We start from the raw sequence: 14,203 nt of genomic DNA, 5'->3' as shown, positions 1-14,203 counted from the left end.
GGATTTCCTTACGCGCTTGCGATCGTGTGGATCGCCTCGCGCACCTGCTGGAAGGTGCCGCAGCGGCAGATATTGGTGATGGCCTCGTCGATGTCGGCGTCGGTCGGCTTCGGCTTCTCGTTCAATAGTGCCGCGACCGCCATGATCATGCCGCTTTGGCAATAGCCGCATTGCGGCACGTCCTGGGCGATCCAGGCTTCCTGCACCTTGTGCAGCGAATTCCCGGATGCGAGCCCTTCGATCGTGGTGATCTTCTTGCCCTCGGCCTCGCTGACCGAAACGCCGCAGGAGCGCATAGCGACGCCGTCGATGTGAATCGTGCAGGCGCCGCATTGTGCAATGCCGCAACCATATTTGGTGCCGGTCAGGCCGGCATTCTCGCGGATCGCCCAGAGCAGCGGCGTATCCGGCTCCACGTCGAGGGTGAAGGTTTTTCCGTTGATTGTTAGGTTTGCCATCGCAAGTCCCCTGATTGGCCCAATCCACCGATTGAACTCAGCGGCGCAATGTGTCCGGCAAACTGGAACCGTTCAAATCAAGAGTCCGCGGGGCGGGGTGGCCGGGATGCATGGCCCTCCTGCTTGAAAGTATGGACCGGGGCGTTGTTTTGCCTCATCCCTTCTCAATCGATTCGGATTGGCACCTCTTCCGTGGGCGCCAATCCACGGTTTGAGGCGACGTCCGGCCGTGAACGCTGGTTCCGGGCCGCATCGCCGCTGTACAGCGGCGACAGTTTGTCCCTTTTGCCGGGGTGCAAGACGCAGGCGCTTTGATACACTGCGCCGCCGCCAACAGGAGTTCCATGAACGTGCCGAGTCCCTGCAACGTGCTGATGCTCTACCCGCTGTTCTCGGCGGAGTCCTTCTGGACCTTTGGCGAATCCTGCAAAGTGTTGGGCGTCAAGCGCCCTGCCGCCCCTCTGGGCCTGATCACCGTTGCCGCGATGCTGCCCGAGAGCTGGACGGTCCGGCTGATCGATTGCAACACGGCGCCCCTCGGCGACGACGATCTCGCCTGGGCCGACGTCGTCTTCACCGGCGGAATGCTGCCGCAGCAGGCCGACACGCTGCGTCTGATCGAGCTCTGCCGCGCGGCGGGCAAGCCGGTGGTGGTCGGCGGGCCCGATCCCACCTCGAGCCCCCACATCTACGAGCGGGCCGACTTCCGGGTGCTCGGCGAGGCCGAGAGCGTCATCGACCAATTCATCACAGCCTGGGACAGCGGCGCACGGTCCGGCGTCTTCACCGCGCCGAAATTCCAGGCCGACGTCACCAAGACGCCGGTGCCGCGTTTCGACCTGCTCAAGTTCGACGACTATCTCTATCTCGGTGTGCAGTATTCCCGCGGATGTCCGTTCACCTGCGAGTTCTGCGACATCATCGAACTCTATGGACGCGTCCCACGGACCAAGACGAACGAGCAGATCCTGCGCGAGCTCGATACGCTCTACCAAATGGGCTATCGCGGCCATCTCGACTTCGTCGACGACAATTTCATCGGCAACAAGAAGTCGCTGCGGCTGTTCCTGCCCCAGCTCGCCGAATGGCAGCGCGTCCACGGCTATCCGTTCGAATTCTCCACCGAAGCCTCGGTCAACCTCGCCGACGATCCGGAGCTCTTGGAGCTGATGGGGGCGGCCAATTTCTTTGGCATCTTCGTCGGCATCGAAAGTCCGGATCCGGCAACCCTGGTCGCGATGCGGAAGAAGCAGAACACCCGGCGCAACATCGCCGAGAGCATTCACAAGATCTACGCCGCCGGCATTCTCGTCACCGCGGGTTTCATCGTCGGCTTCGACAATGAGAAGGTCTCGATGGCGGAGTCCATGATCGAGTTCATCGAGGAGGCCGCGATCCCCGTCAGCATGGTCGGCCTGCTCTATGCCTTGCCGAACACGCAGCTGACGCGCCGGCTGGAGCGCGAAGGCCGGCTCCACGCGGGCCACGATGTGGCGCCGACCATCGGCGCCGATCAGTGCACGGCCGGGATCAACTTCGATCCGGTGCGCCCGCTGCGCGACATCCTGATGGACTACAAGCGGGTGCTTGAGCACATCTACAGCCCGGCAGCGTATGCAGGACGCGTCGACCGTTTGATGACGCTGCTCGATCGCTCGCGGCAGCGCCACGAGCTCGCGGAAGGCGATATCCGCGCCAAGCTCGGCGCGATGGAGACGGTGCACCGTGTGGTCAGCGCCCTTCCCGAGGCGCGCGGGCCGCTGTGGCAGACCTTCATGAACTGCGCCAAGCGCGACACGTCATCGGCACGCATCGCCGTGCAGATGATCGCCGCCTACGCCCATCTCGGACCGTTTTCGCGCAAGGTCATCGCTGCCATCGATGAGCGCTTGGCGGCGCTGGACAACGAAACCGTCGCTCCGGCGACTGCCGACGTGACGGCGGCCTGACACCTGGCTTGAGCGGTTACTTCACTGCCAGTCGCAGGAAGCTCATCACGCTGCCGAGCGCGGCAAAGCCTGCGCCGAGCGCCAGCGCCAATGTCGCGCCGTCGTGGCCCGCGAGTGCGAAGCAGGCCGCGGCGAGCGCGGCGCCCGTGGTCTGGCCGGTCAGGCGCGCGGTGGCGACGATGCCGGAGGCGCTGCCGCTGCGATGCGGCGGCGCGCTCGACATCACCGCCTTCATGTTCGGCGCCTGGAAGAAGCCGAACCCCATGCCGCAGATCACCATCCGCCAGATGATGTCGGCAATGGCGGGATTGGCCGGCAGCATCGCGAGCAGCGCCATGCCGAGGCCGAGCAGCACGAGGCCGATGCCGCCGAGCAGGCCGACCGCGTGGCGGTCGGACAGGCGTCCGGCGATCGGCGCCATGATGCCGACCACCAGCGGCCATGGCGTCATGAAGAATCCGGTCTCGACCTGCGAGCGCCCGAGCACGTCCTCGAAGTAGAACGGCAGCGAGACGAAGGCGAGACCCTGCACCGCAAAGGAGCAGACCGCTGTCGCCGCCGACAGCGCGAACATCGGCCGGCTGAACAAGTCGATCGGCAGCATCGGCGCGGGATGGTCGGCGTGGCGGCGCGTCAGGATGAAGCCGAGCGCGAGCGCCGAGACGAGCTCGATGCCCACGACCACCGGCGACAAATTGTGCGCGGCGCTGCCGATGCCGGTGATGAAAAGGCCAAGGCAGGCCGACGCCAGGATGGCGCCGAGAAAGTCAAAGCCGTGATCGGCGCGCGGTGTGTTCGGCAGCATCGCAAAGCCGATGCCGATCGCGACCAGGCCGAACGGGATGTTGACGGCGAACAGCCACGGCCACGGGCCGAGCGCGAGGATGGCGGAGGCGATCGAGGGTCCGAAGGTGAAGGCGGTCGCGACCACCAGCGCGTTGTGGCCGAAGCCGCGGCCCAGCATCCGGCCCGGATAGACGAAGCGCACCAGCGCCGTGTTGACGCTCATGATGCCGCTGGCCCCCAAGCCCTGCAGCGTGCGCGCGAGAAGCAGGCTGTCCAGCGACCACGCCACCGCGCAGAACAGCGAGGCGACGGTGAACAGGATCAGGCCGCCGAGATAGATGCGCTGGTGACCGACGATCTCGCCGAGCGCGCCGAGCGGCAACAGCGTCGCCACCAGCGCGATCTGATAGACGTTGACGACCCAGACCGATTGCTCCGGCGTGACATGCAAGTCGGCGGCAATCGCAGGCAGGGCGATGTTGGCGATCGCGGTGTCGAGCGAGGCCATCGCGAGCGCGGTGAAGATCGCGGCGATGGCCCAGCGCCGCTGCGCGGCCGGCAGGCCATCGGACGTGGTGTGATCGGGCTCGCGCGCCGCGGCAGGTAACGTGATTGTCATTCTCTTATTGTCATTGCCTGGCGTGTTGCTCCGGCGGCGTGGCCAAAAGGGGCTTTCGGCATGTACTACGGCCGGGCGGCCTGCCACAGAGACAAGCACGCATGCAGTGTATGCGCCGTCCGCGGCTGTGCGCTCAGACAAAAAGTGCGAAAACAACCCCATGCACAGTAGAGATGGGCTTGATCGACAAGGGATTTTCAAACTGCACCCGGGATGACACCCGTCGTCGCCGCGACGTTGACACGTCGGGCAAAACACCGGCAAAATGCTATGCTGCCAGCGAGGGGTCACAAGGCCCGCATAGGTTCGCTTGAATGCGCGATGTCCGCTTCGCGAGCAAGTTCAGCGCATCCGCTCATCTCATCGCCACGCGCCCAACTGACCGGATGCTCGCTGTCGTCAACTGATCCGGACGACGTCAGCTCGTTGAGCTCATCGCGCCACCTCTCGCCCGTGTAGTCCAGGGCAGCGTCAGCGCCGAACCTGATCGCAAATCGTCGCTTGTCTGCGGTCGATGCCGCCGCGATCACCCGAGGTGCGGGCCTGCCTGTTATCTCGATTGCGATGTGGCCGAGCGGCACATCTACTTCGCCGTTAGCCTATGAATTCGCACGACCGCGCCAGGAGAGGGGACCTCTTCCCTAAGGGGAAGACAGAGCGCGCATTCATCTGTTGATGGCAATGTTGAACAGCGCGCCAGACCGCGGCGCGGCCTTCGAACTGGAGTTCCGTCGGGATGGACCAGACGTGCTTCGGCCAATGCTCCGGTGCCGGCTATGCCGTACCGGTTGATTTAATTTGACTTTTGCGCAGGGTCAAAATTATATAGTTAATATATTTAATTATTTAATAATTATAGACAGTTATTTCGATCTAAGCGTGTTCTGATCGAGGACTGTAACCATGCGAACAGGCCGGGCCATTCGCTCCACTGGAGTTGCTGTCGAGAGAGGCGTGATCCATGCGCCGACCAATTGAGACTGCACCGAGGAACGGAGAAGGCATCTGGGTGGAAGATGCGACCGGGGCTGTTGAGGTCGGCCATTGGTCATCGGAGGCAGGCAAATGGGTCTGGCAGGACGGCTCTCCAATCAATCCTGCGCCGACCCATTGGTGTCCCGTGATCGAGGATGTCGATCCAGAGGAGGAACGATCGGGCAGTTGGCTTGTGGCGGTGGCAATTTTTGTTCCCGTCATCCTCGTTGGGGCTTCCTTGCTCGGGGTGTTCGAGCCATTCCACCCTCAACCCTTTCCGGACATGACGCGCGCCGGCGACGAGAGCGCCCTCAGCCTCAATCAGCGGCCGGAAATCACGACCGGATCGCTAGCTCTCCTTCAGCGCGAAACGGCCGGAGCCCTGATGCAGGCGGAGCCGGCAAGCGTGGTGCGACCACAGCCGCGGCTGGACGAAGAGGCTCCGCGCATTGAAGCGCTCGCCAACGAGCTGGCCGAGGCGAACAGAGAGCTCGACGAGGCAGTCCAGCGCACGCAGACGGCGGAACTCGCCGGTGAGGAGCTGCGGAAATCACTTCAACAGGAGCAAGCCCACAGCGCCGAGCTCGCGAACGAACTTGCCGGAGCCCGCCGCGAGATCGATGCCGGTAAGGCACAATCCCGCAACGCGGACGATGTGGCCGCGCAGCAGAGAGAGGCGGCGGCGGGAGAGATCGCAGAACTGCAGCAGTCCCTGCAACAGGAGCGGCAAAGAAGCGGCCTCCTCGTGAAGCAGGCGAACACCGCGCAGGCAGCAGCGGCGAACGCGGAGCAGGAACGCCACGAGGCGCAGGCACGCGCCGCCGCACTCGCGAGCGAACTTGCCGGAATTCCTCGCGGATCGCTCATGGCGGAAGCTGCGGCCGCGGAACAAACGGAGGCGACGGAGCGGGAGATCGCAGAGCTGCGGCAGTCTTTGCAAGATGAGCAGCGGAAGAACGCCGACCTTGTCGCCGAGGCCAAAGCGGCGAAGGCGGCAATGGCCAATGCCGAACAACAACGTCGCGCTCTCGAAGAGGCCCAGGCGCACGCCGCCACGTTGGAAAGAGAACTCGCTGAAACGCGCCGTGAGATCGAAACCCGAAACGTGCAATTGCGCGAGGCGAACGATGCGACCTCGCAGCAGAGACAGGCCGCAGACCGAGAGATTGCTGAACTGCGGCAGTCGCTGCAACAGGAGCGGAGCGCGACCGAAGCCAAGCAAAGAGACCGCGCATCGGCATGGGCCCCCACCGATGCGCGCCTTCCGGTGGAGCAAGCAAATGAAGCCCCGATCTTGCCGGCGACGCAGAACGTGGAAGTGACCGCAGCGGAGCCGCCGACAGCCGCAAACCAAAACGAGGCGGAGGCCCGATTGATCCCGCGCGCCAGGGCGTTGCTCGATCAGGGTAATATCGGTGCGGCGCGCATCGTCCTCGAGCTCGCGGCCGAGAAGGACATTGCGCAGGCAAGTTTCATGCTCGCCGAGACATATGATCCGGCGATTTTAGCCGCCTGGGGTACCTATGGAACGCGCGGCGAAGCGGCCAAGGCGCGTGAGCTCTACGCTAGGGCATACCGGGGCGGTATTCGCGAAGCGAAGGAACGGCTGGATGCGCTGCAGCGCTGAGAATGGGCTCGTTGCATTTCGGCGGGACGAAAGGTTGTGGTGGCTGATTCAGAAGGGAACGACATGAACAAGGCGCCAAAGTCACTCTCGTTGCTCCTGCTCACTTGGTTGGTGCCGGTTGCGATGATGCTTCAGACGGCCTGCTTGGAAGCGCAAACCGCGAGAAATACCAGGGCCGATGCTCAGCTCGTCCGACGGCCGCTCCCGCAAGAGAATGAAAAGGACCGGATGAATGCCTGGACGGTCGGGCTCGCCGGCGGCCTGCTCGAGGGCGCGCCGATCCGCCTCGCCGCCGAAATGGCGCGCGTCGTCGACGACGGAGCAGACCTGCATCTTCTGCCGATCGTCACCCGGGGCGCCACCGACAATCTGAATGCGCTGCTCTATTTGCGTGGCGTCGATACCGCCATCATCAATTCCGACGCGCTCGAAGAATATCAGGCTCAGGCACCGCAGATCCGGAGCCGCATCACGTATCTGCTCAATCTCTTCCCATCCGAGCTGCACATTTTTGTGCGACCGGAAATCGCGAGCCTGCAGGATCTTGCCGGCAAGAAGGTGAACTTCAACACCCTGGGCACCGCAGCTGCCTATTCAGGACCACTGATCTTCAGCCGTCTCGGCATCGACGTCGACAAGACATTCATTCCGCATCAGGTCGCCCTGGAGCAGATGCGCAAAGGCGAGATGTCGGCCGTCGTGTTCATCACGTCGAAACCCGTCGACGCCTTCGTAAAGGGCCGCTGGGAGGCCGGATTCAAGTTCCTCCCGGTGCACTACGACAGGAAGTTCGAGGACTATTATCTGCCTGCGACCTTGGACCCCAATGAGTATCCCAATCTGATCAAGCAAGGCGAGCGGGTCTCGACCATCGCGGTGCCGACGGCGCTCGTTGCGTTCAACTGGCCGCCACGCTCCAATCGCTATCAACGTGTGGCACGCCTTGTCGAGTACCTGTTCTCGCGAATCGACCGCCTGCAGGCTCCGGGCTTCGATCCGAAATGGCGGTCGATCAATCTCGCGGCATCCGTTCCCGGGCTTACCCGCTTCCAAGCCGCGCAGGAATGGCTGGATCGCAAGGCGCGCAGCGTACAGGCGGGGCCATGAAGACTGCCGCTCCTCGGCTCGCCGTCGCCTTGAATGTCGCCTGCGGAATCGCTTACGCGCAAAACACTGGCGATCCCATGGAAACACTTCGGGCTTGTTCGGCGATGGAGGGGCAAGCCCGGCTGGAATGTCTGCAAGACTTATCACGTAAGATCCCACCGCCAAGTCGGCGGGGGGCAGATGACGGCTGGCTGGTCAGCGAGACCACTTCGCCGGTGGATTATCTGCCGATCGTCACCGCCACCACCTCATCCGTCAGCGGCTCTGATGGCGCCGCGATGCAACTCGCAATCCACTGCCGCAGAGGCCGCACGGAAGTCGTAGTCACCGGACCGGCGCTGTCACGCAGTGCCAACGAATACGTCATCTCTTTTCGGCTGAATGCGGATACGCCAATGCAACTCACGGCATCGTCGCCCTCATTCGGCTCCGGCGTCGCTTTCGGGGGCGACGTCGTAAAGTTGCTGAGCTCGCTACCCGACGACGGTCACATCGTTGTGCGCCTTTTCACCCGCGCTGGTCCGGTGCAAGACGGACAATTCCTGCTCAGCGGATTCGAAAATGTGCGCAAGAAAATGGCGGCTGCATGCAAATGGCCCCATGCCGTCGCCAGACCAGCAAGGTGATGGGCAGGGAAAATGGGAGATACGAGATGATCAATCCAAAATGGGCGATGGCAGTCATCAGCGGACTGGCGATGCTGCTTCTGATCGGACCAAGCGCGCAGGCGCAGCAGGACAACCAGTTGATCCCGCAGGTGCGTGAGAAGAGCCAAGCGAGCAACCCGAAGCATCCGGCTCGACAGAAGCAGGTGAGCAAGCCGGCGATCAAGCAGGATCCTGCGAACAACACGAAGATGGCTGAGGCGACGAAAGCCGAGAGCGCCAGGAAGCCGCACCGGCTGATCCTGCAGGTCAATTCCAACGAACCTGCGATGATGAACCTCACACTCAACAATGCGACCAACGTCGCGCAATACTACCGCGGTCTCGGTGAACCAGTATCGATCGAGGTCGTCACTTTCGGTCCTGGCCTTCACATGCTGCGCGATGACACCTCGCCGGTGAAGCCGCGCATCGAGGTGCTCGCGATGAGCCATCCCGAAATCTCCTTCAAAGCCTGCGGCAACACCCAGGAAAACATGCGCAAGGCGGAGAACAAGGACATCAACCTGATTCCACAAGCCACGGTCGTCAAATCCGGTGTCGTCCGCGTCATGGAGCTGCAGGAACAGGGCTGGAGCTACGTCAAGCCGTGAGGTCCGGCGGCAAACCGGACATGGCGTGCCTTTCTCGGGCCGACCGGATTCGGGCCAGGGGAATCGCATATGGTGTCCACGCTGCGGCGGCATCCGCACTGGGCTCCCTCTCCCGCTTGCGGGGGAGGGCTGGGGTGGGGGTGTCTCCGCGGCGGGATTGTCGAAAAATGCGGAGCTGTCCCTGGGCGGCAAGAGCCCACCCGCCGCGCTCGGGACGATGCTTCGCATCGCCCGGGACGCGTCGGCCTCTCCCGCAAGCGGGAGAGGCGGAGCAAGCCCGCGAAAAGTCCTCCTAAAATCCATATGCGATAGCCCTGGGATTCGGGAGTCCGCCTCCTAGAACTGATACCGCCTTAGTCCCCCGTCCACCGGGATCACCGTACCCGTGATGTAGCGCGCCACCGGTGAGGCCAGGAACACCGCGAGCGCCGCGAGATCCTCCGGCTCGCCCCAATAGCCGACTGGGATCTCTTCCTCCGCGAAGCGCTCGCGATAATCCGGCGGGTAGTTGCGGCGGATCTGCTCGCTCATGATGCGGCCGGGCGGGATGCAGTTGATGGTGATGCCGTGCGCGCCGATCTCGCGCGACAAGCCCTTGGCCCAGGCGTGCACGGCGGCTTTCGCGGCAAAGGCGGCGTTGAGGCCTTCCGGCTCGGACTTTCCGGTGATGTTGACGATGCGGCCCCATTTGCGTTCGATCATCTGCGGCAGCAGCGCATGCGCGATGCGGCGGTAGCTGGTGAAATTCAGCGCGATGGCCTCGTCCCATTTGCTGTCGGGCGCATCGACGGGGAGGGGACGGCTGCCACCGGCATTGTTGACGAGGATGTCGACATGGCCGAGCTCCTTGATTGCAAACGCCGCGATCCTCTCCGCGGCGTCCTTCGCCATCACGTCCTGCTCGAACGGCGTTATCAGCCCGCCGCCGACTTCTTTCACCAGCTCGGCGAGCAGATCGGTCCGCCGCGCGACGCCAACGACGCGCACGCCTTCGGCAGCAAGGCCCTTGGCGATGGCGCGGCCGATGCCGATGCTTGCGCCCGTGACGACTGCGGTTTTCGATTTGAGCCCGAGGTCCATGGTCACACGCTCTCTTGTTGTTTCTTGGCTGTTGCTTTCGTTTCCTGCCCCGTCCCGCGGGCTTTGCGAATTGCCCGACCGGGACGAGCAGTGGTAACCAAGAGCTTCGGCGAAGGAAACACGAAAAAGAAAAGGCATCAGCGATGGTCTGGGACCCGCAGCAATATCTGAAGTTCTCCGGCCACCGGCTCCGGCCCGCCGTCGACCTGTTGATGAGGATTCCGGATTTCGCTCCGCGCGCGATCGCCGATCTCGGTGCCGGCGCCGGCAATGTGACAAAACTGATCAGGGAGCGCTGGCCGGATGCCATCGTGACCGGGGTCGAGGGCTCGGCCGAGATGGTCGCGGCCGGCCGCAAGGCCGCGCCCGACGTGGAATGGTCACATGAAGACCTCGGCCATTGGCGTCCAGCGAAGCAGTATGACCTGATCTATTCCAATGCCGCACTGCACTGGCTGCCCAATCATGCGGCACTATTTCCGTCGGTGATGGAGAAGGTGACGCGTGGGGGCATGCTTGCAGTGCAGATGCCGCGCAATTTTACCGCGCCGTCGCATGTGCTGATTGGCGAGACCGCGCTGAACGGTCCCTGGCGGTCCAAGGTCGAGCATCTCGTCACCCCGCCGCCGGTCGAAGGGCCGGCCTTCTATCACGACCTGCTCGCGCCGCTCTCGCAGAATATCGACATCTGGGAAACTGAATATCTGCAAGTGCTCGAAGGCGAGAACCCGGTGAAGGAATGGACCAAGGGGACCTGGTTGACGCGCTATCTCGATGTCTTGCAGGGTGATGAGAAGGCTGCGTTCGAAGCCGCCTATGGGATGCGGGTCGCAGGGGCCTACCCGAAGAATGCGGCGGGGCAGACGCTGTTCCCGTTCCGGCGCCTCTTCATAGTCGCCCAGCGCAAAAACTGATGGCACTGCCGCAATGCGGCAAAAGCGCTCGTTTCCTTGGACTGAAGCGGGCGCCGGGTTGCGCATCCGGCAGCGGTCAAGTTAGCTTGGCTGCGGCAAATTGGGCTTAGGTCTAGTTGTTCGGGTGGCGGATTGCTGCCACTACTGACCTGAAAAACAAAAAGACCCAGTTTAGACAGGTTGTTGGGAGGTTACTTCATGCGCAAGCTGCTTCTTGCAGTCGCCGCCGCGGCTATTCTCTTGGCCCCTGCCGTCGCCCAGGCTCAGAATCCCATCGTCATCAAGTTCAGCCACGTCGTCGCCAACGACACCCCGAAGGGCAAGGGCGCGCTGAAGTTCAAGGAGCTCGCCGAGAAATACACCGACGGCAAGGTCAAGGTCGAAGTCTACCCGAACTCCACGCTCTACAAGGACAAGGAGGAGATCGAGGCGCTTCAGCTCGGTTCGGTGCAGATGCTCGCGCCGTCGACCGCTAAATTCGCGCCGCTCGGCGTCAAGGAGTTCGAGGCGCTCGACCTGCCATGGCTGTTCAGGGATGACCAGACCTACGCCAACGCGATGAAGGGCACGGTCGGCAAATGGCTGTTCCAGAAGCTCGAGGCCAAGGGCATCACCGGGCTCGCTTATTGGGACAACGGCTTCCACATGCTCTCCGCCAACCGCCCCTTGTTGAAGCCGACCGATTTCCAGGGGCTTAAATTCCGCATCTCCGGATCGAAGATCGCCGACCAATATCTTCGCATCATGGGTTCGATCCCGCAGATCATGGCGTTCTCCGAAGTCTACCAGGCGCTGCAGACCGGCGTGGTCGACGGCTGCGAGAACACGGCGTCCAACTACCTGACGCAGAAGTTCTACGAGGTGCAGAAGGACATCACCGTGTCCTATCACGCGCATCTGCAATATGCCGTCATCGTCAACGCGAAATTCTGGTCGGGCCTGCCGCCCGACATCCGCACCCAGCTTGACAAGGCGATGGCGGAGGCGACCGACTACACCAACTCGATCGCGCGCCAGGAGAACGAGGACGCGCTGGCCGAGATCAAGAAGACGGGCAAGACCAATCTGCATTATCTCACCGATGCCGATCGCAAGGCGTGGCAGGAGGCGATGCAGCCGACCTACAAATGGGCGAAGGGACGGGTCGGGCAGGAGGTGCTCGATCTCCTCGCCAAGGAACTCGACGTCAAGATGAACTGACGGCCGCGCCCTACTAAGAACAACAACAACGGTCGGGGGTGATCGCACTCCCGGCCGTTTCGCTCTTGAATGGACGAGCCAATGCTGGGGGGACCAAGTTGCTGCGTGTGCTGAATCGGGTGCTCGATCATCTCGAGGAATGGCTGATCGCGACGATGATCGCGGCTGCGACGTCGCTCATCTTCGTCGCGGTGCTGCATCGTTACGGCGCCGGCCTGTCAATCGATATCGCCAGATGGGCGGAAGCCCGCAATCTGGCCTTCCTCGCCGTTCCCGCGCGCGCGACGTTCAGCTGGCTTGCCTCGCTCGACCTGTCCTGGGCGCAAGAGCTCTGCATCTACATGTTCATCTGGATGGCGAAGTTCGGCGCCGCCTACGGCGTGCGCACCGGCATCCATGTCGGCGTCGACGTGCTCGTCAACATCCTTCCGGGCGGATCGCGCCGCCGCGTCATCACCTTCGGGCTGTTGTGCGGCGCGCTCTTCACCGCCATCGTGAGCTATTTCGGTGCCGCGTTCGTCAGCCAGATGTGGCAGACCGGCCAGCAGTCCAACGATCTCGAAGCGCCGATGTGGGTGGTGTATCTCACCATCCCGCTCGGCTCCGGCTTGATGTGCTTCCGCTTCCTCCAGGTCGCGTGGTCGTTCTACCGCACCGGCGAGCTGCCGCATCACGACATGGCGGGCGTCGAGGGCGTCGAGGCGGACCCGGTGCATCCGGCCCCGGTCACACCCAGCCAGGTTGTCCGGGACGAGCGTAGCCCGCTCGGCTGGATCCTGATGCTGCTGCCGGTCCTGATCGTCGCCCTGTGCTTTGCGCATGCCGGCCACGTCATCACGCTGCCGCATGGCCTGCGCGTCGTCATCGTGTTCGCACTTCTGCTCTCGTTGATGCTGACGGGCATGCCGATCTCGATCGCGCTGGGTCTCACCGTGCTCAGCTTCATGTTCACGCTGACCGATGTGCGAACGGAATCGGTGGCGCTGAAGCTGTTCACCGGCATCGAGAATTTCGAGATCATGGCGATCCCGTTCTTCATCCTTGCCGGCAACTTCCTGACCCATGGCGGCGTGGCGCGCCGGATGATCACGTTCGCGACCGCGCTGGTCGGCCATTGGTACGGCGGTCTCGCTTTGTCGGGCGTGGTCGCTTGCGCGCTGTTCGCGGCAATTTCCGGCTCGTCGCCGGCGACCGTGGTGGCGATCGGTTCGGTGATCCTGCCTGCGATGGTCGCGCAAGGGTTTCCGAAGCGGTTCGGGGCGGGGGTGATCACGACATCGGGCTCGCTCGGCATTCTCATTCCGCCGTCGATCCCGATGGTTCTCTACGCCGTCTCCACCAACAGCTCGGTCGGCAAGCTCTTCATCGCCGGCATCGTGCCGGGATTCGTCCTCGCAACGCTGCTCGGCGCCACAACGTTCTATCGTGCCTGGCGCAACGACTATCCGCGGATGCCGAAGGCCACGTTCCTCCAGCGTCTGGATGCGTTCCGCAAGTCGATCTGGGGCATCCTGCTGATCGTGATCGTGATCGGCGGCATCTACAGCGGCTTGTTCACGCCGACCGAAGCTGCGGCTGTCAGCGCGGTCTACGCCTTCATCGTCGCGGTGTTCATCTACAAGGATCTGAAGCTGCGCGACGTGCCGCGGGTGCTGCTGTCATCGGCGAACCTTTCGGCGATGCTGCTCTACATCATCACCAACGCCGTGCTGTTCTCGTTCCTGATGACCTACGAGAACGTGCCGCAGGCGCTGGCGCAATGGATGATCGACCAGGGCTTGGGGTGGATCGGCTTCCTGCTCGTCGTCAATCTGCTGCTGCTGCTGGCGGGCAACGTGATGGAGCCGTCCTCGATCATCCTGATCATGGCGCCGATCCTGTTTCCGGTCGCGGTCAAGCTCGGCATCGACCCGATCCATTTCGGCATCCTGATGACGGTCAACATGGAGGTCGGGCTGTGCCATCCGCCCGTCGGCCTCAATCTCTACGTCGCCTCAGGCATCGCCAAGATGGGCATCACCGAGCTCACCGTCGCGGTGTGGCCTTGGCTGTTGACCATGCTGACGTTCCTGGTGATCGTGACTTATTGGCCCGGCCTGTCGTTGTGGCTGCCGACGCTGCTGGGGATGTAGCGGCTTAACCCCGTCTCGTTCTGGGGAGAGGGCAAATCATAGCCCGGATGGAGCGCAAGCGTAATCCGGGACTTTCCCGCGTCTGGATCGAAACCCCG

Annotated in this window: 11 protein-coding genes and 1 pseudogene; 9 read left to right on the top strand and 3 right to left on the bottom strand. The window is 63.1% G+C overall.

Annotated features, from left to right (window positions below):
• Positions 1-8: 8 nt before the first annotated feature.
• Positions 9-458 (bottom strand): (2Fe-2S)-binding protein, encoded by a 450-nt coding sequence (locus ACNJX8_RS29490; protein WP_128935233.1) that lies wholly within the window; start codon positions 456-458, stop codon positions 9-11.
• 344 nt (positions 459-802) lie between these two features.
• Between ACNJX8_RS29490 and ACNJX8_RS29485 the strand changes: the two genes are divergently transcribed.
• Positions 803-2,407 carry a B12-binding domain-containing radical SAM protein gene (locus ACNJX8_RS29485; RefSeq protein WP_439357626.1) on the top strand — a complete coding sequence of 535 codons (1,605 nt, stop codon included), beginning with the start codon at positions 803-805 and terminating at the stop codon, positions 2,405-2,407.
• 16 nt (positions 2,408-2,423) lie between these two features.
• On the opposite strand, the gene ACNJX8_RS29480 is transcribed toward ACNJX8_RS29485, so the two are convergent.
• A complete protein-coding gene (locus tag ACNJX8_RS29480; RefSeq protein ID WP_439357625.1) occupies positions 2,424-3,812 on the bottom strand; it encodes an MFS transporter in 1,389 nt (462 codons plus the stop codon).
• A gap of 1,009 nt (positions 3,813-4,821) precedes the next feature.
• On the opposite strand from ACNJX8_RS29480, the gene ACNJX8_RS29475 reads away from it, so the two are divergent.
• The 4 genes from ACNJX8_RS29475 to ACNJX8_RS29460 all read left to right on the top strand — a co-directional run bounded on the left by ACNJX8_RS29475 (position 4,822) and on the right by ACNJX8_RS29460 (position 8,779).
• Complete coding sequence (locus ACNJX8_RS29475; RefSeq protein ID WP_439357624.1) at positions 4,822-6,414, top strand: hypothetical protein; 1,593 nt, start codon at positions 4,822-4,824, stop codon at positions 6,412-6,414.
• Between the two features lie 123 nt (positions 6,415-6,537).
• On the top strand, positions 6,538-7,521 hold the full coding sequence (locus ACNJX8_RS29470; RefSeq protein ID WP_420809143.1) for a TAXI family TRAP transporter solute-binding subunit: 984 nt from the start codon (positions 6,538-6,540) through the stop codon (positions 7,519-7,521).
• The gene (locus ACNJX8_RS29465; RefSeq protein WP_245508513.1) at positions 7,518-8,147 is read left to right on the top strand and encodes a hypothetical protein; all 630 of its coding nucleotides are present in this window, start codon (positions 7,518-7,520) and stop codon (positions 8,145-8,147) included. The genes ACNJX8_RS29470 and ACNJX8_RS29465 overlap by 4 nt, the downstream gene beginning before the upstream one ends.
• 26 nt (positions 8,148-8,173) lie before the next feature.
• Positions 8,174-8,779, top strand: a complete 606-nt coding sequence (locus ACNJX8_RS29460; RefSeq protein ID WP_439357623.1) for a DsrE family protein — start codon at positions 8,174-8,176, stop codon at positions 8,777-8,779.
• A 336-nt stretch (positions 8,780-9,115) separates the two neighbouring features.
• Here ACNJX8_RS29460 and ACNJX8_RS29455 read toward each other — a convergent pair whose 3' ends face one another.
• Complete coding sequence (locus tag ACNJX8_RS29455; RefSeq protein ID WP_091892681.1) at positions 9,116-9,859, bottom strand: SDR family NAD(P)-dependent oxidoreductase; 744 nt, start codon at positions 9,857-9,859, stop codon at positions 9,116-9,118.
• A 143-nt stretch (positions 9,860-10,002) separates the two neighbouring features.
• Here ACNJX8_RS29455 and ACNJX8_RS29450 point away from each other — a divergent pair, with 143 nt between their 5' ends.
• The 4 genes and pseudogenes from ACNJX8_RS29450 to ACNJX8_RS29435 all read left to right on the top strand — a co-directional run bounded on the left by ACNJX8_RS29450 (position 10,003) and on the right by ACNJX8_RS29435 (position 14,105).
• The gene (locus ACNJX8_RS29450; protein ID WP_439357622.1) at positions 10,003-10,773 is read left to right on the top strand and encodes a methyltransferase domain-containing protein; all 771 of its coding nucleotides are present in this window, start codon (positions 10,003-10,005) and stop codon (positions 10,771-10,773) included.
• A gap of 198 nt (positions 10,774-10,971) precedes the next feature.
• On the top strand, positions 10,972-11,973 hold the full coding sequence (locus ACNJX8_RS29445; protein ID WP_439357621.1) for a DctP family TRAP transporter solute-binding subunit: 1,002 nt from the start codon (positions 10,972-10,974) through the stop codon (positions 11,971-11,973).
• A 155-nt stretch (positions 11,974-12,128) separates the two neighbouring features.
• A pseudogene (locus tag ACNJX8_RS29440) lies at positions 12,129-12,605 on the top strand (TRAP transporter small permease); the annotation flags it as partial.
• Positions 12,606-12,824: 219 nt separating this feature from the next.
• Positions 12,825-14,105 carry a TRAP transporter large permease gene (locus ACNJX8_RS29435; RefSeq protein ID WP_245471180.1) on the top strand — a complete coding sequence of 427 codons (1,281 nt, stop codon included), beginning with the start codon at positions 12,825-12,827 and terminating at the stop codon, positions 14,103-14,105.
• The last annotated feature ends 98 nt before the right edge of the window (positions 14,106-14,203 follow it).

Origin of the sequence: Bradyrhizobium sp. SPXBL-04 (genome assembly GCF_051853035.1) — a bacterium.
In the GTDB taxonomy this organism is placed as follows: domain Bacteria; phylum Pseudomonadota; class Alphaproteobacteria; order Rhizobiales; family Xanthobacteraceae; genus Bradyrhizobium; species Bradyrhizobium zhanjiangense.
Note: the sequence above shows the minus strand (reverse complement) of the source record. Positions and strands in the feature narration are given on the sequence as shown.

Bases quoted from the DNA above. Each gene is read 5' to 3' on its own strand.
- ACNJX8_RS29460 (WP_439357623.1), top strand. From the start codon at position 8,174: ATGATCAATCCAAAATGGGCGATGGCAGTCATCAGCGGACTGGCGATG.
- ACNJX8_RS29465 (WP_245508513.1), top strand. From the start codon at position 7,518: ATGAAGACTGCCGCTCCTCGGCTCGCCGTCGCCTTGAATGTCGCCTGC.
- ACNJX8_RS29490 (WP_128935233.1), bottom strand. From the start codon at position 458: ATGGCAAACCTAACAATCAACGGAAAAACCTTCACCCTCGACGTGGAG.
- ACNJX8_RS29445 (WP_439357621.1), top strand. From the start codon at position 10,972: ATGCGCAAGCTGCTTCTTGCAGTCGCCGCCGCGGCTATTCTCTTGGCC.
- ACNJX8_RS29480 (WP_439357625.1), bottom strand. From the start codon at position 3,812: ATGACAATCACGTTACCTGCCGCGGCGCGCGAGCCCGATCACACCACG.
- ACNJX8_RS29485 (WP_439357626.1), top strand. From the start codon at position 803: ATGAACGTGCCGAGTCCCTGCAACGTGCTGATGCTCTACCCGCTGTTC.
- ACNJX8_RS29455 (WP_091892681.1), bottom strand. From the start codon at position 9,859: ATGGACCTCGGGCTCAAATCGAAAACCGCAGTCGTCACGGGCGCAAGC.
- ACNJX8_RS29470 (WP_420809143.1), top strand. From the start codon at position 6,538: ATGATGCTTCAGACGGCCTGCTTGGAAGCGCAAACCGCGAGAAATACC.
- ACNJX8_RS29450 (WP_439357622.1), top strand. From the start codon at position 10,003: ATGGTCTGGGACCCGCAGCAATATCTGAAGTTCTCCGGCCACCGGCTC.